Annotated in this window: 24 protein-coding genes, 1 tRNA gene and 3 pseudogenes; 9 read left to right on the forward strand and 19 right to left on the reverse strand. The window is 48.5% G+C overall.

Translation table 11 applies throughout. The features are described from left to right. Window positions 1-24: 24 nt before the first annotated feature. From OGV69_RS07965 to OGV69_RS07985, 5 genes are read right to left on the reverse strand one after another with little or no spacing between them, the layout of a single operon-like run. Window positions 25-615 (reverse strand): ATP-binding cassette domain-containing protein, encoded by a 591-nt coding sequence (locus OGV69_RS07965; RefSeq protein ID WP_069324308.1) that lies wholly within the window; start codon window positions 613-615, stop codon window positions 25-27. After that, complete coding sequence (locus OGV69_RS07970; RefSeq protein WP_069324309.1) at window positions 599-1,393, reverse strand: ATP-binding cassette domain-containing protein; 795 nt, start codon at window positions 1,391-1,393, stop codon at window positions 599-601. The genes OGV69_RS07965 and OGV69_RS07970 overlap by 17 nt, the downstream gene beginning before the upstream one ends. Beyond that, window positions 1,387-2,199: an ABC transporter permease gene (locus OGV69_RS07975; RefSeq protein ID WP_069324310.1), complete on the reverse strand. Its 813-nt coding sequence runs from the start codon at window positions 2,197-2,199 to the stop codon at window positions 1,387-1,389. Before OGV69_RS07975 ends, OGV69_RS07970 begins: the two co-directional genes overlap by 7 nt. Further along, window positions 2,189-3,163: an ABC transporter permease gene (locus OGV69_RS07980; RefSeq protein WP_069324329.1), complete on the reverse strand. Its 975-nt coding sequence runs from the start codon at window positions 3,161-3,163 to the stop codon at window positions 2,189-2,191. The genes OGV69_RS07975 and OGV69_RS07980 overlap by 11 nt, the downstream gene beginning before the upstream one ends. Continuing rightward, window positions 3,163-4,749, reverse strand: coding sequence for an ABC transporter substrate-binding protein (locus OGV69_RS07985; protein WP_069324311.1), 1,587 nt, complete (start codon window positions 4,747-4,749; stop codon window positions 3,163-3,165). The genes OGV69_RS07980 and OGV69_RS07985 overlap by 1 nt, the downstream gene beginning before the upstream one ends. Window positions 4,750-5,177: 428 nt before the next feature. Between OGV69_RS07985 and OGV69_RS07990 the strand changes: the two genes are divergently transcribed. Both OGV69_RS07990 and OGV69_RS07995 read left to right on the forward strand, forming a co-directional pair. Further along, a complete protein-coding gene (locus tag OGV69_RS07990; protein WP_038639972.1) occupies window positions 5,178-7,265 on the forward strand; it encodes a TonB-dependent receptor in 2,088 nt (695 codons plus the stop codon). A 332-nt stretch (window positions 7,266-7,597) separates the two neighbouring features. Then, complete coding sequence (locus OGV69_RS07995) at window positions 7,598-7,888, forward strand: Bor family protein (RefSeq protein WP_069324330.1); 291 nt, start codon at window positions 7,598-7,600, stop codon at window positions 7,886-7,888. Window positions 7,889-8,016: 128 nt separating this feature from the next. On the opposite strand, the gene OGV69_RS08000 is transcribed toward OGV69_RS07995, so the two are convergent. Beyond that, window positions 8,017-8,223, reverse strand: a complete 207-nt coding sequence (locus OGV69_RS08000) for a hypothetical protein (RefSeq protein ID WP_038639967.1) — start codon at window positions 8,221-8,223, stop codon at window positions 8,017-8,019. A gap of 157 nt (window positions 8,224-8,380) precedes the next feature. After that, window positions 8,381-8,907 (reverse strand): annotated as a pseudogene (locus tag OGV69_RS08005) (CSS-motif domain-containing protein); the annotation flags it as partial. A 236-nt stretch (window positions 8,908-9,143) separates the two neighbouring features. Between OGV69_RS08005 and OGV69_RS08010 the strand changes: the two are divergent. From OGV69_RS08010 to yibB, 4 genes are all read left to right on the forward strand, one after another. Further along, window positions 9,144-9,422: a hypothetical protein gene (locus OGV69_RS08010; protein ID WP_038639964.1), complete on the forward strand. Its 279-nt coding sequence runs from the start codon at window positions 9,144-9,146 to the stop codon at window positions 9,420-9,422. Between the two features lie 144 nt (window positions 9,423-9,566). Further along, window positions 9,567-10,106 carry a cytochrome b gene (locus OGV69_RS08015; RefSeq protein WP_069324312.1) on the forward strand — a complete coding sequence of 180 codons (540 nt, stop codon included), beginning with the start codon at window positions 9,567-9,569 and terminating at the stop codon, window positions 10,104-10,106. 200 nt (window positions 10,107-10,306) lie between these two features. Further along, window positions 10,307-10,549: a DinI-like family protein gene (locus OGV69_RS08020; protein WP_069324313.1), complete on the forward strand. Its 243-nt coding sequence runs from the start codon at window positions 10,307-10,309 to the stop codon at window positions 10,547-10,549. 185 nt (window positions 10,550-10,734) lie between these two features. After that, window positions 10,735-11,592: a protein YibB gene (gene yibB, locus OGV69_RS08025; protein ID WP_069324314.1), complete on the forward strand. Its 858-nt coding sequence runs from the start codon at window positions 10,735-10,737 to the stop codon at window positions 11,590-11,592. Between the two features lie 129 nt (window positions 11,593-11,721). Here the strand turns inward: yibB and OGV69_RS08030 are convergent, their stop codons facing one another. From OGV69_RS08030 to OGV69_RS08075, 10 genes are all read right to left on the reverse strand, one after another. Beyond that, window positions 11,722-12,681 carry a YbgA family protein gene (locus tag OGV69_RS08030; RefSeq protein WP_069324315.1) on the reverse strand — a complete coding sequence of 320 codons (960 nt, stop codon included), beginning with the start codon at window positions 12,679-12,681 and terminating at the stop codon, window positions 11,722-11,724. A 13-nt stretch (window positions 12,682-12,694) separates the two neighbouring features. Continuing rightward, window positions 12,695-13,225, reverse strand: coding sequence for a DUF3833 domain-containing protein (locus OGV69_RS08035; RefSeq protein WP_069324316.1), 531 nt, complete (start codon window positions 13,223-13,225; stop codon window positions 12,695-12,697). Further along, window positions 13,222-13,749: a hypothetical protein gene (locus OGV69_RS08040; protein WP_069324317.1), complete on the reverse strand. Its 528-nt coding sequence runs from the start codon at window positions 13,747-13,749 to the stop codon at window positions 13,222-13,224. Before OGV69_RS08040 ends, OGV69_RS08035 begins: the two co-directional genes overlap by 4 nt. Beyond that, window positions 13,749-14,231: a DUF2878 domain-containing protein gene (locus tag OGV69_RS08045; protein ID WP_069324318.1), complete on the reverse strand. Its 483-nt coding sequence runs from the start codon at window positions 14,229-14,231 to the stop codon at window positions 13,749-13,751. Before OGV69_RS08045 ends, OGV69_RS08040 begins: the two co-directional genes overlap by 1 nt. Beyond that, window positions 14,228-15,448, reverse strand: coding sequence for an SAM-dependent methyltransferase (locus OGV69_RS08050; RefSeq protein WP_069324319.1), 1,221 nt, complete (start codon window positions 15,446-15,448; stop codon window positions 14,228-14,230). Before OGV69_RS08050 ends, OGV69_RS08045 begins: the two co-directional genes overlap by 4 nt. Beyond that, complete coding sequence (locus OGV69_RS08055) at window positions 15,445-16,167, reverse strand: DUF1365 domain-containing protein (protein ID WP_069324320.1); 723 nt, start codon at window positions 16,165-16,167, stop codon at window positions 15,445-15,447. The genes OGV69_RS08050 and OGV69_RS08055 overlap by 4 nt, the downstream gene beginning before the upstream one ends. 1 nt (window position 16,168) lies before the next feature. Continuing rightward, a complete protein-coding gene (locus tag OGV69_RS08060) occupies window positions 16,169-17,425 on the reverse strand; it encodes an NAD(P)/FAD-dependent oxidoreductase (protein WP_069324321.1) in 1,257 nt (418 codons plus the stop codon). Next, a complete protein-coding gene (locus OGV69_RS08065) occupies window positions 17,422-18,141 on the reverse strand; it encodes an SDR family NAD(P)-dependent oxidoreductase (protein WP_069324322.1) in 720 nt (239 codons plus the stop codon). Before OGV69_RS08065 ends, OGV69_RS08060 begins: the two co-directional genes overlap by 4 nt. After that, complete coding sequence (locus OGV69_RS08070) at window positions 18,138-18,572, reverse strand: nuclear transport factor 2 family protein (protein WP_038639921.1); 435 nt, start codon at window positions 18,570-18,572, stop codon at window positions 18,138-18,140. Before OGV69_RS08070 ends, OGV69_RS08065 begins: the two co-directional genes overlap by 4 nt. Window positions 18,573-18,776: 204 nt before the next feature. Next, a complete protein-coding gene (locus tag OGV69_RS08075) occupies window positions 18,777-19,505 on the reverse strand; it encodes a MerR family transcriptional regulator (RefSeq protein WP_038639917.1) in 729 nt (242 codons plus the stop codon). Window positions 19,506-19,543: 38 nt separating this feature from the next. Between OGV69_RS08075 and OGV69_RS08080 the strand changes: the two are divergent. Further along, window positions 19,544-19,699: pseudogene (locus OGV69_RS08080) on the forward strand (integrase); the annotation flags it as partial. Between the two features lie 113 nt (window positions 19,700-19,812). On the opposite strand, the pseudogene OGV69_RS08085 reads toward OGV69_RS08080, so the two are convergent. Together OGV69_RS08085 and OGV69_RS08090 are read right to left on the reverse strand one after the other, a co-directional pair. Beyond that, a pseudogene (locus tag OGV69_RS08085) lies at window positions 19,813-19,980 on the reverse strand (isocitrate/isopropylmalate family dehydrogenase); the annotation flags it as partial. Window positions 19,981-20,366: 386 nt separating this feature from the next. Continuing rightward, entirely contained in the window at window positions 20,367-21,290 is a 924-nt protein-coding gene (locus OGV69_RS08090) for a M48 family metalloprotease (protein ID WP_069324323.1), read from the reverse strand. A 133-nt stretch (window positions 21,291-21,423) separates the two neighbouring features. Here OGV69_RS08090 and OGV69_RS08095 point away from each other — a divergent pair. Further along, window positions 21,424-21,500 (forward strand) — tRNA-OTHER (locus tag OGV69_RS08095). Window positions 21,501-21,779: 279 nt separating this feature from the next. Further along, a partial coding sequence (locus OGV69_RS08100; protein WP_286469228.1) for an SOS response-associated peptidase family protein occupies window positions 21,780-22,051 on the forward strand: 272 nt, incomplete at its 3' end.

Genomic DNA, 22,051 nt, shown 5'->3' on the forward strand with positions numbered 1-22,051 from the left:
CGTCACTCACCGGAGCGGGGAAAATCACGGCGTGAGTAGCGCTCGTGTGCAAATCTGATCAAGCAGCGCCTGCTGATGGCTGATAATCAGCATGCCTAACGATCGACGCTGGCATTCTTCGAGCAGCAGCCCCCAGATATCTCTTTGAATGTAAGGATCGAGCTGGGCGGTAATCTCATCGGCAATAAGAAAACGGGTCCGCGGGTCCAGCGCGCGAAGTATGGCGATTCGCGCCAGTTCACCACCAGAAAGCTGTCCGGGGCGACGGGTTAGCCACTCCGGCTTGATATGCAGACGGATAAGGAGTTCCGCGCCGGGCCGCCAGGCGTCATAAACCGCATCGCCGGTGCTACGCCGTGGGTTAAAAGTTAATTCCGGATGCTGCGGTACCAGTTGCACCGGGCAATATTGATGCATCGGTAGCGGCTGGTCATCGATAAGAATGTCGCCCGAGGTCGGCTTTTGCCAGCCCGCCAGCACGCGCCCCAACGTCGTTTTGCCGGTTCCGCTGGGCGCACAAATCCCAATACGTTCACCGGGGTACAAAGAGAAAGAAAGGTTTTGCCACAGCACCTTCCCTCCCTGGCGAATCACGACATCACGACAGCACAGCATCGCGCACTCCAAATAATTGATTTCTCTCAGGCAGAGCCCGCCATTGACGTTGCAGATGCTCGCTAATTTCCCCGCGCAACAGCTGTTCACGACTAACGTTATCCGACACGCTTCCCTGATACAGCGCGACGATGCGATCCGCATGTTGGGCCGCCAGCGTGAGATCGTGCGTCACCCATAAAACACCAGCCCCTTGCTCACATAAACCACGCAACTGCTCAAGCAGTTGATTAGCCAATGGCGCATCAAGCCAGGCGGTAATTTCGTCAGCCAGAATATAGCGGGCCTGACTCAGCGACGCGTGACAGGCCAGAACACGTTTCGCCATACCGCCTGAAAGCTGACGCGGGAAGGCATCTAATACGCTGGTTTCCAGTTGACTGCGCTGGAGCAATTTTTCTATTTTTCCGGCATTCCAGGTTTGGCCGGAGAGCTGACTTGCTCTGCGCAAATGCTTTTCAATTGAGAGCAGCGGGTTCAGGGCCTGAACGCCTTGCGGGACATAGCTGAAGGTATTGCCCCGACATTCGCGGATGTCATGACTGTTCAGCATTTTGCCATCAAGGGTTATGGCGCCGTGCAGACGCAAATTTTCCGGTAACAGATCGAGCAGACATTGCAGGAGCAGACTTTTCCCTTCACCACTTCCCCCAACTAAGGCCACCATCTGACCGGGCGCAACGTCGAAAGAGATATTCTGCAACAGCGGAGACCATTTTCTCGCCCCGAACCAACGATAACGCGCCACGTCCAGCGAGACCTGTCTTAAACTCAACATATGTCACCTCGCAACCATAAACGATGCACTGCCCTCGCGAGCTGATCGAATAACATCACCAGGCTGAATAACATCAGCCCCGGAAACAGCACTAACCACCAGTCCCCATGACTGATAAACCTCAGCGCATCCGCCAGCAGCAGCCCCAGCGACGGTTCATGCGGCGCCAGTCCAAACCCGAGGAAACTCAACGCCGCGCTGTGCAGCACCGCATGAGGGAACATCAGCAATGTCCCCGTGAGCCATTGGGGTAACAATGCCGGTAAATAGTGATGTCGCCAGCAGTAAAAATGACCATGTCCCAGACGCCATGTCAGCGTCAGATAATCGCTATGGGCAACACGTTCGGCCTCTGCACGCAGAATCAGTGCGAGGCGCGGCCAGTGGGTTAGCGCCACTGCCATGATCACCCCACTTTTCCCACCGCCCAGCGTAAAACAAATCAAAATAAGCAGCAGCAGATGCGGCATCGACAGCATGGCATCAGTTATCAGACGCATAAGCACGTCCAGACGTGGATGCAGGCGCGACAACGCCGCCATCATTAACGCAATGAAGCCGCTGCACAAGGCTGCGCCAATACCAATTTGCAGACTGGTTAACGCCCCCTGAAAGCAACGCACCCACAGATCGCGACCGAGGTTATCGGTGCCAAACCAGTACAGCGCATCAGGGGGCAGATGACGGGCAAGCAGATTCACATTCAACGGGTTATCCAGCGTGGCCGCACCATAAACCGCAATGAATAGCAGACAACTAAAAGAGAGCACCAGACGAATAAGCGTCGGCGTCGGATTATAGAGCATCGGGTCGCTCCAGAGCACGGTTCAACACGTGTACAAACCAGGTAGAAAGTGAATTGCCAATAAAAACCAGCACGGTGCTAAACAAGACGATCCCCATCAGTAACGGTAGATCGCCCCGCAAGCCGGCATCAATGGTCGCCTGCCCAAGTCCGGGATAAGCAAAGACCTTTTCTGCCAGCAGCGCGCCCCCCAACAGTTCTCCCAGCGAGGCGAACTGCAGGCACAGCGCGGGCGTGATAGCGTGGCGCAGAACCTGATGGCGTAACAGTGACCAACCTTTGTCGCCCTGAGAGCGCGCAAAACGGACAAATTCGCTCTTCATTACGCTGGCGATACTTTCCCGCGTATGAAGCGTAATCTGCCCCAGCCCCAGTAAACTTAGCGCGCAAACGGGAAGCACCAGATGGCGCAGACGCTCGGTTAGTGTCGCCATATCGCTGTTGTTGCCAGGCTCCCACGCACAGCAGACCGGGAATATCGGCCAACGAACGGCAAATAACGCCAGCAGCAGCATGCCAATCCAGAAGGTCGGTAACGAGGAAAGCAGATAGCTGAGGCGACAAATTGCTTTATCCGGCCAGCGATTCAGGTAGCGTCCGGCGACAAATCCCATTGCCGTCCCCACTATACCGGAGAGCAGCCATGCGCCGCTAAGCAGCGCAAACGAGGTAGCAAAGCGCTCCTTGATCACGCTGGCAACCGGCGCATTAAACAACATCGAGTAGCCGAGATCGCCCTGCAATACCCGTATAAACCAGTTACCAAAACGCTCCCACAGCGGCTGATCCAATCCCCAGCGTGCGGCGATACGTGCATATTGTTCCGGTGGCACGTGCAGGAGATCGTTGCCAATATAAGCACGAATCGGATCGACCGGAGAAAAGCTGAGCAGCACAAAAGTGCCAGCCGCAACCAGCACTAATAACACCATCAGCCGGAGAAAATGGCCCACTACAGACTTCATCAACGGCAGGTCCAGGTCCATTCATCCAGATTATTGAGCAGTGACCAGCTCCCGTGAATTTCCGGTGCGCCTTTGCCTAAGTCAATACATGGATTTGCCAGGTAAGTGTGCTGAATATTCAATAACCATGCCCATGCGGCATCGCCCTGTACACCAGCGCCTTGCTTGCCATCCCACTCAACCTGTTGCCAGAAAGGCAGCGCTTTTTGCCAGTCCGGTGCATCAATAGCCTGTTTGAGATGCTCTTCAACGACAGAATTACTGTAGTAACCGGGGTTGTAATACTCCACGCCCGCAGCCTGATTGCTGTAATGATGGAACAGCTCCATGGGATCCAGGCTTCCCCAGCCAAACAGCGTCGGGTTGGCATGCATATGACGCTCAACGGTTTCCCAGCTTCCGGATTGCAATGATACCTGGATACCCACAGGCTCCAGCATCGCACGTACGGCTTCGGCTAAATCCCGACGCGTACTGTCACCGCTGGCATACCATAAAGTCAGGCGCGCCTCTTTGCCATCTTTCACTCGTACACCGTCTTTACCCACTTTCCAGCCAGCGTCTTCCAGAATCGTCCGTGCTTTTTCGCTGTCGCCATCTTTGAACGCGACTGACTGCCCCTGCCATGGCAGGCCCTGAACCGCGCTATAGGCGGGGATCGCATGACCTTCCATAACCTGATCGGCGAGCTGCTTACGATCAATGGCGTGATTGATGGCGCGTCTGATCGCGACATCGGCTGTAATATCGTTACCAATCGGATAACCATTGGCGTCTTTTTTACCTGCAGGAATCATCGGGAACACAATGCCCCGATTCTCCACGCTGTCACGCACCCACAGTTTCAAATTCTGCTGCTGAGGGGCGACCGCCATCGAAGGCGCAATACGTACTAATCCCAGTTGCCCACTGCGTGCTGCGGCATAAGCGTTATCTTCATCAAGGAAAACAAACACCAGCTTACTGAAATCATTTTTCTTACCGGCATACCAGGGATTAGCCTCCACAATCAGCTGCTGCCCAGGCTGGAAACTCACCAACCGATAAGGACCTGCGCCAATCGGATGTTTGGCGAATGTTTTTTCGTTATAAAGCTTTGCCGGAACAATGCCTAAAGATCCCAGCACATTCACAAAGGTGCTCTGCGGGCTGCTCAGCGTCACTTCGACCGTGCGGTTATCTTTCAAAGTGGCATGAGCGAAGTTCCCCATGTCAATTTTTCCACCACTTTTTGCTGCTTTGTTATAAGTGAACACAACATCTTCAGCGGTTAGCGGCGACCCATCAGAAAATTTAAGGTCAGGTTTTAACGTCAGCGTCCAGGTTTTGCCGTCAGCACTGGTCACCACCTTCTCCGTCAGCAGGTTTCCCCAGCTCATATCTGCATTTTGTTTTAATAACGGCGCATGCAAAAGCAAATAGCTGCCATGACTCCAGCCCAACATTGGGTCAAACCCTTCCGTTGGCTCCGGTCCAATCGCCAGTTTTAACGTCTGACCTGCGCCCGCATTCTGCGCGGCGAGGAGTGGTGAGGTTAATGCTAGAGTTAATGCACACGTCAGGAGTGCCAGCTTGCCTTTGATCATTATGTTATCCAGATTTGCGTTATGTTTATGCCGCTTAACGATGCATTGTCGTTAAGCAGTCTCCTGGGAAAGGGATTATGGCGAAGAGAATTGGCGAAAAAAATGATGCGGCGCAGAAAAGTATGACGATTTTCTAAAATTATCATACTTTTTTCTGATACTCCGTTATGAGTACGATGTGACCCCCAGAAATTGTTTAAAATTCAACCATTCATTCGATAACATATTAATTCGATTCTAATAATTACCATAAAGACTATTATCTTAACCACCATTCCCTTACGCTAAATCAATGACAATTTATGTCTATTTATTCAAGAAAAACACCAGAAATGACAAGTTATGTAAATCTATAATGATAATTATTTGTATTATCATTTTCATCAATTATCTTACTGCCTTTGAATTTTAACAAAGGAAGTTTGACTATGCGTTTAAAACCGATTGCCTCTGTCGTTCTGTCCTGTATGGGTTTTACCAGCCCCCTGGTTTTTGCCGAAGATGTCATGGTAGTCACCGCCTCCGGTTACGAAAAGAAAATTACCAATGCAGCAGCCAGTGTTTCCGTGATTTCGCAGCAAGAGTTACAAACCAATAAATATAATGATTTAGGTGAAGCCCTGCGTTCAGTAGAGGGCGTGGATGTCGAAAGCAGCACCGGTAAAACCGGTGGTCTGGAGATCAGCATCCGTGGCATGCCTGCGAGCTATACCCTGATCCTGATTGACGGTATTCGTCAAAACGGCAGCAGCGATGTAACGCCAAACGGCTTCTCTGCCATGAATACCAGCTTTATGCCTCCGCTGGCGGCAATCGATCATATCGAAGTGATCCGCGGCCCAATGTCGACGCTGTATGGCTCCGACGCAATCGGTGGCGTGGTGAACATCATTACCAAAAAAAGTACCGATAAATGGAGCACCTCCATCAATACCGGCGTTAACCTGCAAGAGAGTAATAAATGGGGTAACAGTACGGTGGCCAACTTTTGGTCCAGCGGTCCGTTAATCGCAGGCGTGCTGGATATGCAGGTTCGCGGGAGCACAACGCAGCGCCAGGGCTCAAGCGTCACCTCTTTGAGCGATACCGCCTCTACTCGCGTACCCTATCCAACTGAATCTGAGAACTATAATATCGGCACGCGCCTGGACTGGAAAACCAATGAGAACAACACGTTGTGGTTAGATCTCGACTCTGCCAGACAGCGCTATGACAATGACGATGGACAGTTGGGCAACCTGACGGGAGGTTATGATAAAACGCTGCGCTATGAGCGCAACAAAGTGACTCTCGGCCACGATACTGCTTTAACGTTCGGCACCTGGAAATCTTCCCTCGGCTGGAATGAAACCGAGAACAAAGGCCGACAACTGGTCTCCTCCGCGCTCACGCCGGAAAACGCGGGCCGTGCCGGTGATGCGCGAGAACTCAAGAACACTAACGTCATTCTGGACTCGGTGCTACTGACGCCATTAGGTGACTCACACCTGTTAACTCTTGGTGGAGAATACTGGGATGCGCGAATGAAAGACGGTGTCGTACTGGCCAATACCGGCGAGACGTTCCACCAAAAAACGTGGGCTGCCTATGCGGAAGATGAATGGCATATTCTAGACTCACTGGCGTTAACCGCAGGTACCCGTTATGAGCATAATGATGTGTTTGGCGGCCACCTGAGTCCTCGCGCCTATATGGTTTGGGATGTCTCCGATGAGTGGACGCTCAAAGGCGGTGTCACTACAGGTTATAAAGCGCCCTCACTCAGCCAGTTGCATAACGGCATTAGCGGCGTAACTGCGCAAGGAACTGTTAATACTGTCGGTAACCCTGACCTCAAGCCGGAAGAAAGTATCAGCTACGAAACCGGGCTATATTATGAAAACGAGGCCGGACTGAACGCCAACGTTACCGGCTTCTATACCGAATATAAAAATAAAATTGTCTCGTATTCTATCGATGATAATACCAACAGCTATACCAATAGCGGTAAGGCAAGGACCGATGGTATTGAATTCGCCAGCACCTTCCCTCTCTGGTCGGACGTACTGAGTTTATCTCTTAACTACACCTACACACAAAGCAAGCAAAAAGATGGTGATAATAAAGGCGCACCGTTGAGCTATACCCCCAAACATATGGCTAACGCCCGCCTGAACTGGCAGGCTACAGAAGATATGAACGCCTGGTTGAGCGCCCGTTATCGCGGTAAGGCGCCACGCTTTACCGAAAATTATGAGAACCTCAGCGCGGTACAAAAGGCGGTGTATGACGACAAAGGCGCGAATTTAAAAGCCTGGACCGTTCTCGATATGGGAATGTCTTATAAGCTGACCAAAGACCTGACGCTGAATACGGCAGTCAATAACGTACTGGATAAAGACTTCAGCGAAGTTAAACTGTATCAGGTTGGTCGCAATAGCACCTACGCAGGTGACTACTATCAGACTGCACAATCCACTACCGGCTACGTAAATCCGGGTCGTAACTACTGGGTTTCGTTAAACTATCAGTTCTAATTTTAAAATGTTTTATTGGCAGGACTATCTCTGATAGTCCTGTTCCAATATGCAACTGATATCTTCCTCGCGTATATGAATTAGATATTCTCGTCTAAACAACATTAACACACCCCTATTTTTGTGCGTGCTTAATGTTGATATTAATAAAATGTGAGTTGATACCGTAAGTTATCAACAATGACCTACAAAGCATAAACAAAAAATTTATCTAACTAAATAATAAATAAACAGCCAGCACAATACTGTCATGCATAAACGCTGGTCGGATATGTACCAGCGACATTAAAGAAGATCATTTTCTCAGTATCCAACACTTGAGAATGGTAAAAATGAAAAAGTTAATGCTTGCGATTATTGCTGCAACAGCTTTATCCGGTTGCGCTCAGCAAACCTTTAAAATTAACAACGGTATTGCAGAAAAACCCACACAGGAAACCAGACAGAATTTTTTTATTAATGGTATTGGCCAGTCACAAACCATCGATGCAGCTTCTGTTTGCGGCGGTGCAGACAAGGTTGTTCGCACTGAAGTTCAGGAGTCGGGTATGGATGTTTTCTTGCGCATCATCACGATTGGCATCTATACCCCTCGTGAAGCCAGAGTGTATTGTTCTAAGTGATATTTTAAGCAGGTATTTTCAGGAATACCTGCTTAACTTAATTGATGGTTAATAATATTGAACATTACTGAGAGATGGTAGTAGCGACTCAATACACGCCTTAATAAAACATAAGAAAAATTAAACAATCAGTACAGAAAAACGCCCTCCTGCATCATTAAGTACATTGCCAAAACAATAGCTCCGGCGATACCGCCTAAAAACAGAACAGCGGCGATTGCTAGTTGGTCCCGGTTTGTGTACTTACCGTTACTGCGCACATCCAATTTTTTCTTATGTACTACTTTCACTCCACGATTTGAATCGCGTGCCCTGGTAAATGCTATATCAGTCATGCTGTTATCCGTTTGCTGTATGTAAAAATGCAAATAACCACCACATGACTAAGGATATATTTTTTGAATAGCGCGATCTGAGATTTATCTCACGATAAAGAAAAACACAGGATTTCTACGGCCAATTCAACCCTATTCTCACTTCCATCAATGAATCAAGTACTTTGTCGCCCACCCGCAACGAATAGGACAGTCCTTTAAATGGGACATTCAATGCGCCCCGGATATGCACACCACTTATTGTGATAATGATGCTACTTGTTTGAAAATGAGTTTAATAAAGCAGAACAGGTATCTCATTCACCGTATTTTGTGCTGGGGCCAACAGCAAATTTGTATCAGGTATCACGGGAATTTGCTTCAGCAGGATCCGATTACCAGGCAGTGAGGTGCACCAAACCCTCCCTTGCCGAATAATAATCAACGTTCGTAGATAAGGCCGAAGCGCGGCTTCAGTTCCGAGCTGATATTAGCTCTCCAGATCGCATTTCTTCTCAGCGATGCGCTTAGCTGTATCCGTTGCCTGGAAAGCTTCATTAAGTATGTTATCCATTTTTTCGCGGCATATCGTGCTTCCCCAAGAGCTTCCATCGATGAGGAATACCAAAGCTGCATGTTGAGAATAAAAACGCCGATTACGAACAGACATATCGCAGCAAGTATCGTTAACGGTACTTTGCGCATTCTTATATCCTGTGGCGAAAAATGAACCCGTAAAACGAACGTTGACTGAGTCAAGTTTGTCTCTACTGAGCATGGTAGACCGCAACATAAATCGCCATGAAACCAATCACATTTTCTAAATCACATCATAACGTATTGATTAATAGTAAATAATCATTGAGTATTTTCAGTGCAATAGCAGTATTGCAGCGCATTTAATGCGCTATCATATGAAGGCATAACCAGGAGGCGAGCAAATGAAAATATTTATTACTGATAATGACGGAAATCTGATCCCTGTAGATGGAAAAAGCGTTGTCATCGAATTGAATAACGGCAAAACGATTGAGATCGCCGAGGAATACGGCAGAGACGACATTCCGGAAGGGATCAATCTCTGGGGAGGACGGGAACCGTCTCCTTCACTCCCATTTGAGGAAATCAAGGCCAGAACAGAAAGCCTCGGCGTTTACCCAATTGCTGCCAATGCTCTACACGTTTTCCCGTACAAAATCTCGTCAAAAAATGAATCGTGACAAACTCACAGTGAACACACCAATCAACTATCCGATCGTGTTACCCGAAGCAGACATAACGAAACCCTAATCTCTTAATGAAAATAAGGATTTGTTAAGCTTAATACGATACGGTTGTGGTGGCGTATCATTCGAGGAAAAATAATGAACAGATTCTCAAGGCTTCAGATTCGCTTGCACTGGTTAACTCTGGTGTTAATCGCGATAACCTATGCCGCAATGGAATTTCGCGGCTGGTTTCCCAAAGGCAGCACTCCCTATCTGTTGATGAAAGAAACACACTATAATGCTGGGGTATTTGTCTGGTGTTTAATGATAATACGTTTAATTCTCAAACATAAGTATGACGATCCAGCTATCATACCTACGCCCCCCCAGTGGCAGAGGATATCAGCCAAATTAATGCATATCATGCTCTATGTCTCTTTTCTGGCGCTACCGTTATTAGGTATCTTGACGATGGCTTACGGCGGTAAGAGTTGGTATTTTTTAGGGCTAAACATTCCCGCCTTCTTTCATAGCAACGGTGAAATAAAGGCCGTTATAAAAACTATTCATGAAACTCTGGCAAATGTAGGGTATTTCCTGATTGCTGCCCATGCGGGTGCGGCATTATTTCATCATGCCATACAGAAGGACAATACCCTTTTACGAATGATGCCTGAGCATAAACACCTGAAATAATAATCTTAGAAACATAGGCACTAAAACACCAAGAAAGCATTAGTTTATTTATTAGTCATCATAATGCTTATGTTTCTTTCTCTCTCCTCATTACATTATCATCACCAGGCGACGTCAATTCGTATTGACGTCGCCACTTGTATATCAGATAAAAACACAGTATAAGCACTGTATGTTTATACAGATAAAGGCAAGTAACAATGTTCGTGGAACTCGTTTATGACAAAAGGAATTTTGATGGTCTACCAGGCGCAAATGAGATCATTCTGGGCGAATTGAGAAAGAGAGTACAGCGGATCTTTCCAGATGCTGATGTCCGGGTTAAACCGATGCTGACTCTCCCAGCGATCAACACTGACGCCAGTAAGCACGAGAAAGAACAGATTAGTCGCACTGTTCAGGAAATGTTTGAAGAAGCCGATATGTGGCTGCTTTCAGATTAAACGCCTTAATTCACTGCCGGAGAAGTACAATCTGCGCGGTTGGTAACAATTATTTATCATTTTACATAGCACATTATGCTTCCTGCTTCATATTGATACTGTTAGAATACCGTATTATTACAGATATCAAAAATATATTTCCCATAATCAAATGGTTATTGGATTGAAAAACGGACTACATAGAAATGAATTCATCTATTACCATCGTTACAGCATTTTTCGATATAGGACGCGGAAACTGGACGAGTGATAAAGGTTTCTCTCCTCATCTAGAGAGAACATCTGATACCTACATCGATTATTTTAAAAACTTGTCTGAGTTAGATAATGACATGGTTATATTTACATCCTGCGATCTTAAACCAAAAATAGAAAAAATTAGAAATGGTAAACGTACTGTTGTAATCCCCTTAGATATTAATAAAAAATTTCAACACATTAAAAACAGGATTTCTCAGATCCAGAGAAATGATGAGTTTAGAAATAAACTTGAAACTCGCCAACTAATAAACCCTGAATACTGGTCCTCAGACTACGTACTAGTTTGCAACCTGAAGACATACTTTGTAAATAAGGCAATAGAGTTAAACCTTGTAAATAATAATATGGTTGCATGGGTTGATTTTGGTTACTGTCGTAATGCGAAAGTAATAGATGGATTATCTCGCTGGGATTATCGTTTTGACGTCAACAAAGTTAACTTATTCACAGTAAAAAAAGGGTTAACTGTCAAAACGCTTCATCAGGTTTTCGATCACATGATTAATAATCGCTCTTATATTATTGGCGGTGCCATTGTTGCAACACAAAATAAATGGAAAGAATTTTATGAATTGGTTTGTCAGTGCCAAATGACAACGTTTAAAAACAATATTGTGGATGATGATCAGGGTATTTTTATAATGTGCTACCATTATAAACCTCAATTAATCAAACTAAATCATCTCGGTAAGAACCGATGGTTCAATTTGTTTAAACTGTATGGCAGGAATGATTTTGTTTCTTTTTCACGAAGGTTAAAAGTAACACTTATCGGGAAATAAGATTAAATTATAGACATACACAATACCGATAAAGGTAAAGCTGACGTCTACTATGAGCGAAGAGCGGTAATTAAAGATTCGAACACGACATAAATTATCACTCTGCTCGGTTCTATTTATCAGTCATGATCAATTAACATTCAGTCGCAATGCTAATTCTTGCGGGTAGGGATCAAAGTAATTCTGCGTCAGCAGATAATCGTCCGGGTATTCCGCCAGATAATGTTTCAGCAACGTCATCGGGGCCAGGATGGGCAGTAGTCCTGCGCGGTAATGAAGGATCACCTCGCGCAACTCGCCGCGCTGACGCATTGTTAATTGATTACGGAAGTACCCCTGAATGTGCATAAGCACGTTTGTGTGGTTTTTACGTGAGGTGGGTTTCTTCAGAATTGTCATTAAATTATTCCGGTATACCGCAAAGAAAGCCTCCAGATCCTCCCATTCATGCAGTGATGCGACAAATGGGCCAATTTGCCTGTATCCGGCCTGATGGTGAGCCAGCAATTGCAATTTATAACGGCTATGAAAATCCAGTAGCGCCCGCCGCGTCAGGCCATTTTTGCGCAGCATATTGAGCTCATGTAGCGCGAAAACCCTTTCGACGAAGTTTTCGCGTAGGACCGGATCGTGCAGTCGCCCGTCTTCTTCTACCGGTAGCCACGGATATTTCTCCATCAGCGCGGCGGTAAACAGTCCCACCCCGTCTTTACGCCCGCGATTGCCTTTATCGTCATATAAGCGCACACGTTCCATGCCACAACTGGGGGATTTTGCACAGACGATAAAACCGGACAGTGTGTCCAGCCCTGCCAGATACCGCTGGCAGAAGTCAGCCATTTCGTCGGTCACGTCTTCGTGAGGTGCGTGACTAAAACGCATGCGAATATCCCCGACAGTCGTTTGCACCAGGCGCAGCGCTGGCCGAGGGACAGGCAAACCTATCGCCATCTCCGGGCAAACAGGCTGGAAAGTCACCCACTGGGCTAGTTTCTCCATCGCAAATTCTGCCCGTTTATGCCCGCCGTCAAAGCGGACGGCAGATCCCGTTAAACAGCCGCTGATCCCAACGATGGGTTGCATTTTCATGACCTCTTCCTCACTATCGCGTTTTACGGGAGAAGAAAAGCGTCACCGTACCGACGGTGAGGCCAAATTTCTTCATCTCCGTTTTATTAAACAGATGGTTAGCATCCTGCATGTACATCCAGTCGTCAAAATTCAGCAACCAGGTTCTGCCGCTGGCTTTCACATTCATGCTGTAATGCCAGTTGAACGCGTTGCCCGATGCTTGCCCCTTCGCCACGCCTTCAATGTCACCGGCAATACCTTCGTAACGATCGGCGCTAACTTTACGGATATGCCATACCCGCTGCTGTTTCTCTCCATCGTCGTACACAAAGCGTTCGTTGAGGGTCAATGTGTCTCCCACCACATCGCCGTTAATATCGACATGGAAGCGACGAAGCTGTTTACCGCTGCGGTCCTGAATCATCCCCCATGCTTGCGTTTCTCCCTGAAAATACTGAAAGATATCCAGCGTCGGCTGCTGTTGCCGATAGTCGGCAATTTCAGCGCTACAACCAGCCACCTGCATCAGCAAGGGCAGGCTCAGGGCCAATAAACGTTTCATTTTTTACCTCCAGTAAGCTGCTGACGCAGCTCAGGATATTGCGTGCGGGAACCCAGCCAGACAGAGAGAAAGTTTTCGCTGAACGCCGCCGACTGCGGTGGGCCAAGCGGGATAAAGTGCCTTTGAGCCGCTGAAGCGCGATACCAAAACTTCCCCTGCTTATCTTGCAATACAAAAGCCAGTTGCGTACCTAGCGCGACGTCTGGCCATATCTCACTCAACATGCGAAGCCAGGACTCACTCTGCGCTTCCCGCCCGAGAATACCCTGCGCTCGCCATTGATCGCGGGTGGCATTAACCAGTTCTTGCCGTTCAATATTGCGCTGATAGGTGATAATCAGTGCTTGATCCTCTTTCAGCCCGCGATAGCGCCCATCCGGCGTGCGCAGTTGTGAGGTATAGATCGTGAATGGTCCCCAGGAGAGCGTCGCATCGCCGACTTGCCGCCAGCTTAACCAGTCAGCGGCACCGGCAAAAGGCGTCGTCGCCATGACGCCCAGCAGTATCAATAAGGCAGGTTTCATTAGTGTTTCCCCATGAAAATATGAAAAAACAGCATCAACACCAGCCAGCCCGTCGCCATTAAGCCAACAACAATAAATGTTGGTTCCAGAAAAGTAATGGCCCCCAAACGCTCTCCTATCACATAGGCGATCGGCCCACCACCGGTGGCCATTATGGCCAGCAGCCATCCCGGCAAGGTAGTCGAGCAGGTAAGGTGCGTCCACAGGACAGCGAACATGAGCCAAAGCGCAACCATCCATAACGGCAACAATGCTTCGCCGTGAAAATTAATCAACCCCGTCAACGCCCACAGCGCATCCAGACCACTACCCACCGCTGCCAGCATTAACGCGTACAGACGTTGCGCAGACGGCAGCAAGAAGCAGGCCAGAATAGCCAGCCCAAGCCATAACGCCAGGCCGCGCTCACGAAATAACACCACCATGAGCCAGTACAGATCTAACCCGACAGCCAGGATAAAGACCTGTAAATGGCGGTTCATGGACGTTCCGCCGTCAATTGCACCACGCTGATCGTGCGGGCGTTAAAACCGGCTTCGCAGTAGCCGAAGTAGTACAGCCACATACGACGAAAACGCTCATCAAATCCCAGTTTTTCAATGTCATGCCAGGCGTGAACAAATCCTTGTCGCCAGTGCGCAAGCGTCCGGGCGTAGTCGGGCCCCATATCGAACAGATTACGAACCACAAAGTCAGTATGCTTTGTCATCAGGCCGCTCATCGCGGTGATACTGGGTAAAAAGCCCCCTGGAAAGATATAGCGCTGAATAAAATCAACGCTTTTGCTGTATTCGCGATAGCGCTGATCCTGAATGGTAATGGCCTGAATCGCCAGTTTTCCCCCACGACGCAGTCGCGCCTGGCAGGTACGGAAAAACGTCGGCAGATAACGCTGACCAACCGCTTCGATCATTTCAACCGACACCAGTTTGTCGAATTCCCCGGTCAGGTCGCGGTAGTCGCACAGCAGGACGTTGACTCTCTCCTGTAAACCTGCGCGGGCAATCCGCGCTTTCGCCCAGGCAAACTGTTCCTGAGACAGGGTCGTGGTGGTTACACGGCAACCGTAGTGGCGGGCGGCGTATTCCGCCATCGCCCCCCAACCAGTACCAATCTCCAGCAGGTGGTCATTCGCGGTCAGTGCCAGTTGTTCGCAAAGCCGCGCCATTTTGGCCTGCTGAGCCTGCGCTAAAGACTGCTCGGGGCAGGTGAATAAAGCGCTGGAATAGAGTAAATCCTCATCAAGAAAGTGCGCGTAAAATGCATTACCGAGATCGTAATGCGCGGCAATGTTTTCTCTTGCTTGTTGTCGATGGTTGCGACGCGTCCAGTGACGCAAACGCTCGGCGGGTCGGCCAAGCAGGCGAAAACCGCTTTCCAGGCGTCCCAGTAGGGTGCTGTTAAGCGCAAATATTTGCAGTAACGGCGTGAGCTGTTGCGTTTCCCACTCTCCGTCCATCCAGGCCTCAGCCGCTGCAAGACTTCCGCCTTTCAGCACCCGCCAGTACACCGTGGGCGAGAGAATATGTACTTCAGCGCGTAATTCAGTTGAAACATCACCAAAGTGCAAGGTCTGCTCCCCTTCCCGCACCGTGACTGAACCCTGGCGAAGGCCGCTCAGCATGCGGAAAAGAAGCCAACGCGCCACACGCAGGTTGCGCGGAACATCAGGTTCAAGCGCAAAGACGGGATCGGTCATGATCGTTCACTCCTGCTGACGGGATGGTTGTAGAGAGGGACTCGCTTGAGCCACAGGCGTAGCGCCTGCCAGTAAATCGCGAACACCGTTTTCAGCGTCATCAACGGCAGTCGTAGCAGCAACGCGCGTAAACTCGCCTGCGTCAACGGCTCGCGTTTGAGCATCAGGCTGGCATCAAAAATCTTCTCTGCCTGGTGGTTTTCGATATGCATATGCAGCGTTTTACCCGGCGGGTTAAATCGCCAGTGATAGACCATATCCATCGGGTTAAATGGCGATACATGGAACGCTTTTTCCGACGGACGCTTTTCCTGTGCGTCTACAGCGTAGTAATGTCGCTCATTCCATGGTGTATTGCGGACTTCCGCCAGTACCCAGCGCAGACGCTGTGAACGGTCATAGCAGTAGTAAAAATTGACCGGGTTAAAATGAAAACCGAAATAGCGCAGCTGTGTCAGAAGCATTACACGCCCCCCGGGATGTTCGCCCGTCAGGCAGGCAAGCTTATTCAACACGCTCTCTCTTAACGGTGCCCCCAGCGGGTAATCCGCATCATGAAAAGCGGCCGCGGCGAAGCGATTACATTTCACGCCCACGCCCGGAAGCTGTGCGAGTTCATCTAAATCGAGCCACGCCATAAACACCTGATAACTAAACTGGTGTGTTGCTGGCTGGAGGCGGCGATGGCGCAAAACACCGTGGTACAGGCAGCTGTTCATCTTAGCCCCCCTCTCCTGCGGCAATGCCGTGTACTACATCGAGCGCACTGCGCACGCCATCCTCATGAAAGCCGTTGTACCAATAAGCCCCGCAGAACCAGGTCCGACGCAGGCCGTTGATCTCAGTGCGGCGCGCCTGCGCGCGCCAGCTGTCGGGATTAAACAATGGGTGCTCGTAGACAAAGCGTCGCCAGACGAATCGCTCGTCAATAGGGGTGTCCGGGTTGAGGGTCACGCAGAATAGCGGGCTTCCTTCGGGTAATCCCTGGAGAATATTCATGTTATAGGTGACGCAGGCGCTGGCGCGATCTTGCCCACTCAGGCGATAATTCCAGCTTGCCCACGCGCGTTCGCGTACCGGTAACCAGCGGCGATCGCTATGCAATACGACCTCGTTACGCTGCCAGCTAATTGCGCCCAGCACGTCGCGTTCTGCGGGGGTGGCATCACCAAGCACGACCAGAGCCTGCGAAGAATGACAAGCGAAGATCACCTGATCAAACGTCTGTACTGATCCTGCCAACTGGATTTTGACGCCGCTGTCGTGACGAATAACCTGCTGAACAGGCGCATTGAGGTGCAATGCCAGACGCTCACCCAGCTTCGCCAGCATAACGCGAATGTACTCGCGCGATCCGCCTGGCACCACGAACCACTGCGGACGATGCCAGATATCCAGCAGGCCGTGGTGTTCAAAGAAGCGCAAGAACAGCGGCAACGGAAAACGGCGCATCTCCTGTAGCGAAGATGACCAGATGGCTGCGCCCATCGGCAGAATATAATGACGCGCAAAGAACGTACTGAAATGGTGCTGGTCGAGGAAGGTCTGTAGCGTGGCGTTTGCATCGACATCATTCAATGCCCGTTTCGCCAGGCAATTAAAACGGACAATCTCTTTCAGCATTCCCCAAAATGCGGGTTTGAGCAGGTTCTGACGTTGGGCGAACAAGGAAGTCAGCGTATGACCGCTGTACTCCATACCGCTTTGCGTATTATGCACCGAAAAACTCATCTGCGTTTTTTGCCCCTGGATACCGAGTTCACTCAGCAAGCCCATAAAACGCGGATAAGTTCGGTCGTTGTAGACGATAAAGCCGCTATCAATCGCGAAATTCCCCTGTGGAGTCGCTATATCTACCGTCGCAGTATGGCCGCCCGGGGTCGACGCCGCTTCAAAAAGCGTCACCTGATGATGTCCGGCCAGACGCCAGGCGCAGGTTAATCCGGCAATACCACTGCCAATGATAGCAATTTTCATGAACGCACCATCCTGCGCAGCAACGCGCGCTGGAGACTCTCAGGCAGCCCGGCCAACAGACGCAGCAACACGCCAAAACCTGTCGGGAAGGCAATACTATTTTTTCCTTTCGCCAGGCCACGGCGAATAGCCTTCACCGCCTGCTCTACACTCACCTGCCCAGGCATAGGAAAATCGTTTTTACGGGTAAGCGGGGTATCAACAAATCCTGGCGAAACGACGGTCACGGCAATACCTTTTGGCTCCCAGTCCAGACGCAAACTATTGGCAAACCAGGTTAGCGCGGCTTTAGACGCACCATAGGCTTCCGCCCGTGGGAACGGCAGCCAGTGCGCCATCGAACTGACCAGCACCACGCGGTTACCGGAAGTTAACTGCGGCTGAAGCGCTGCCAGGCAGTTGATGGGGCCCTGATAATTCGCCGCCATCACCCGTTCAACCTTCCCTGCATCTATCCAGCCGTGGTCGAGATATTCGCAAGTTCCGGCACAGAGAATAACCAGTTCGGGTTTGCAGTCCGCCAACGCCTGGCGACAGGCGTCCCTGTCTGTCATATCGAACAGGCGTACTGTGATGTTGGCGTGGGATTGGCGCAGTTGTTCCAGCCTTTCGGGATTGCGGCCACAGGCAATCACGTGACAGCCGTCATCGGCCCATGATTTTGCAAGCCCGGCGCCAATCCCAGAACTTGCGCCAGTAATGAGGACAGTCATCATGCGCGCACCCTCCTTTTAACGTGGCGAACGGCCCAACCCAACAGCGGCAGATGCTCATAGAGCATCTCACCGGCATCGTAATAATCACGCTGGCGAAAAATCTTCTCGCCATGTGTCTCGACCATTGAACATCCCGGCAAAGATCGTATTTCTCCGCCAGCAATACGCGGATGCGACCAGTACATTGTCCACGTCACGGCAAACCGCCCGGTCTCACACAGTGGAGGGTCAATGGCAAAACGGCAGGCATTCACATTCGCCAGGAGATGCGAGAAATAGCGCTGAATGGCAAACAGCCCGTTATGTTCCCCGAAGGGATCGACAAGTACCGCGTGCACGTCGTACAACCCGGCAAGCGCGGGGACGGGCTGGCGATCCAAACTGGCGTAGTAATCCACAAACCTGTCGATAACGGATGGCGGTGCGCGCATAGCTCTTACCCTTTTGTGAAACACATTACGTAGGCGGTATAATTAAAACTTACACAAACACTTTAATTTGTCCAAGTTTATACTAAAAAATAATTATAAATTCATTTAATTCAACAAATTAAAATTTAGTATTTTTGAGAGAATTTATTCGTAAGCCACTAAGGTAGTGGCCAATCAACACACAAGAAAGGTAATGACAGAGGATTAAAGCGGGATCACTTCGAGGGAGTTGACCTGCTGTTGCCAGAGGTCTATCTGTTTTTTGCGCGCTACGGTGAGTTTGCCGGACGTCACCAACAGCCATTTGCGATCGGGGAAAATTTCAGGCGCAAGCATCGCGGGCGGTACAGGAAGCACATCAATGCGATGTCCCTGTCCAGTGCGACCAAGCGCTTCAAGCCAGATCTCGCAGGGGTCGGTAAGATGCCAGCCTGTAATCAGGTAGTTATCGCCCGGCGCACGCTTATCCCCCTCCAGGCAAAACGAGGTGTAAGAAATAATAATACCATCGAGGATTTCACGCAGCGTCATGATAGCCGGCACGTTAGCTGAGACCTGGCTTCGCAGAGGGCGCAGCACCTCGCTCACCAGTTCAGGGCGGGGATATTCGCGGCCGGCATCATAAATAAGCTGGCGCAGAGATTCTATTTTCCCTTCGTTCAGGCGCTGCAGCATACTCTCTTGCAGAGCGAGCCAGTTATTCGTTCGCCGGGCACCAGGGCGGGACAGCAACGGTTTAACCTGGCTTATCGGTACGCCTTTTTTCACCCAATCGAGAATTTTAAGCGCCTGTTGGATATCGTCATCGCTATACAACCGGTGCCCACCCTCCGTACGCTGTGGTTTGAGAAGTCCATAACGACGTTGCCAGGCGCGCAGCGTTGTGGCGGTTATTCCACAAAGCCGCGCAAATTCACCGATGGAATAGGACATACAGAGCACCGAATAACCAAGAATACTTTCAATATACTACGAACCACAAGCAACAATCACTTTCAGAAAGAAGATATAAAGCACAAGGGATTGATATCCAGAAATTATTGGAACATAAATCAAGAGTAATGACAGACAAATATCACAATGACAGGGGTAAGGATTGGATAGTTGTCGAAGTAAAAACAGGGTGAGCACGCCTGTTTTTTGGGGAAAAGTTTTGGGGAAACGTTTTGGGGAAACAATGTTGCAGGCATAAAAAACGGGAACCTCTCGGCTCCCGTTCTCACACAACCCAGAATCTGGATTACATGTTTTCGATGATCGCGTCACCAAACTCTGAACATTTCAGCAGCTTAGCGCCTTCCATCAGACGTTCGAAGTCATAGGTTACGGTCTTGGCGTTGATTGCGCCTTCCATACCTTTAACAATCAGGTCAGCCGCTTCAACCCACCCCATGTGGCGCAGCAGTAGTTAGATGGTTCAAATACAACCTTCTGATAAATAACAACAATATTATAATTTTATTGTATATAAGCTGGCATTGTTCTTCCCCCTAACCTATTGATTATCAATGTATGTTTTTGGGTTTTGATAACCATTTTAGAGGTCAAAAACAACTGCCTATGCCTATAAGCACCTTCACAACCAAGGGATTTTAAATCATGCGTGTTATCATGCTTTATCAATACGTTACATCATTTTTTCGCCAATAGCTTCAATGTTGTCATCCCTTCATATTCAAAAGGTTATAACTAATGGATAACCTCAATGGTGAAGAATTTACAGGTGTGAATGTCCGCTATGAGCAAGGAGCGGACATACAAAAATTGATCATAAACAGACAAGAGTCATAAGGGTTATATATTGTTATGTGGCACTAATCCTTCAGTAAGGACTTTATCAAAGGCAGGGTATTGCCTTAGTATTTTATTTTCACGCTCATACAAATCATTTAAACTAACATCATCCATAGATTGAAAGAATCTTTTGTTATCTACTAAATAGGAGTGTGCATTAAAAATAGAGATATCCATTATATCTTTCAGTTCTTCATCAGTTAATTTAGTCTTCTTACTTAAATGCTTAATTATATGTGTCTGTAAGGCATTTGCGCGTACCATTGCGGGAGGATATTTACTTTTCTTTCCTTCCAGTTTACATAGGAAGTTAAAGAAAAAAAATATTGATGTTAAAGATAACCCAATAAGTGTTTTTTCTTCTATTTGTTCCTCTGGGGCTTTTTTTATTGTATTTAAAATGACATCAGCAACAAAGTATGCTGAGAATACATCTGCATCGTATTCCATTAGTGTTTTAATCTGATCTTCACTAAAACTCTCATCGACTACATTGTATCCCATTGAAAAAACCTGATAATCACCTACCAAATTGATTTCTTTACTTTTGACTAATGATAGGTGTCCTCGAGCGACATGTCCAAATTCATGACCGAAAATATGGTGCCAAATAAAAACACACCCCAAGGCAACTGGAAATTCCTTTTCTTTCAAGTCAGGATATTCTTTCATGAAGAATTCTACATTTTCAGAAAGAATGTCAAACGTTATTGGTATCAACCCACTCAATAAAACAATATGGAAATTATTGTCTATTTTTTTTGCGTGAGCATTAAGTTTATAATTATCCTCAATGTGCAGGGATATTTTTTTGCCATCCTCTTCAATAGCGGAGTTTATTTTTACCAATCCTTTTACGAATGTATCGTAAACAGGTAAGAAAAAACCACTTTCTATTTTTGAGATTTCATCACGGGTCATCATGTTGCCACCTTAAAAAGGAAAAATAAATCTAATTAATTAGTCTATGTAGTATCGCTCATTGTACTATTTTATTAAAGTTATTAAGGTGGGGTGAAGCTTAAATTTTAAACTAGTGCGTCTACTGTCCCCTTGTGGCACAAAGCTGCCCTTAAGATGGTAGCTCGCCCTCATGGGGTGTCGGGGGTCGGAGGTTCAAATCCTCTCGTGCCGACAAAAAATCCTCTAAGAACCAGCCTGTTACGGCTGGTTTTTTTATGCCTGTTTTCTGAACGGGGAAGCAACGGGGAATTACGGGGGAATAATCCCGTCAAATGTCCCCCCGGATCGCTACCACACAAAGATTAAGTAACCTTTTCACTTTCGGAATTCATCAATTCACAAAACCATCATTCCGATTTACCTTACAAGCTCCTTTTAAATCTTTAACGGTGCGCACCATTTTTTCTTACTGCCCTATACTTTCAGTCTGACATATGGCTGGAGGTTTCTATGTGTGGACGCTTTTCACAGTCAATGATGCGTGAAGATTATCTTGCCCTGCTCGCTGATGAATCAGTACGCGATATTCCATACGATTCAGAACCCATCGGAAGATTCAATGTAGCGCCAGGAACAAAAGTTCTGCTTCTGAGCGAACGTGATGAGCAGCTGCATCTTGATCCAGTGATCTGGGGATACGCCCCCGGTTGGTGGGATAAACCGCCGCTCATTAACGCACGGTCTGAAACTGCGGCCACCAGCAGAATGTTTAAACCACTCTG

This window comes from Citrobacter sp. Cc139, assembly GCF_030334645.1.
Lineage (GTDB): Bacteria > Pseudomonadota > Gammaproteobacteria > Enterobacterales > Enterobacteriaceae > Citrobacter > Citrobacter werkmanii.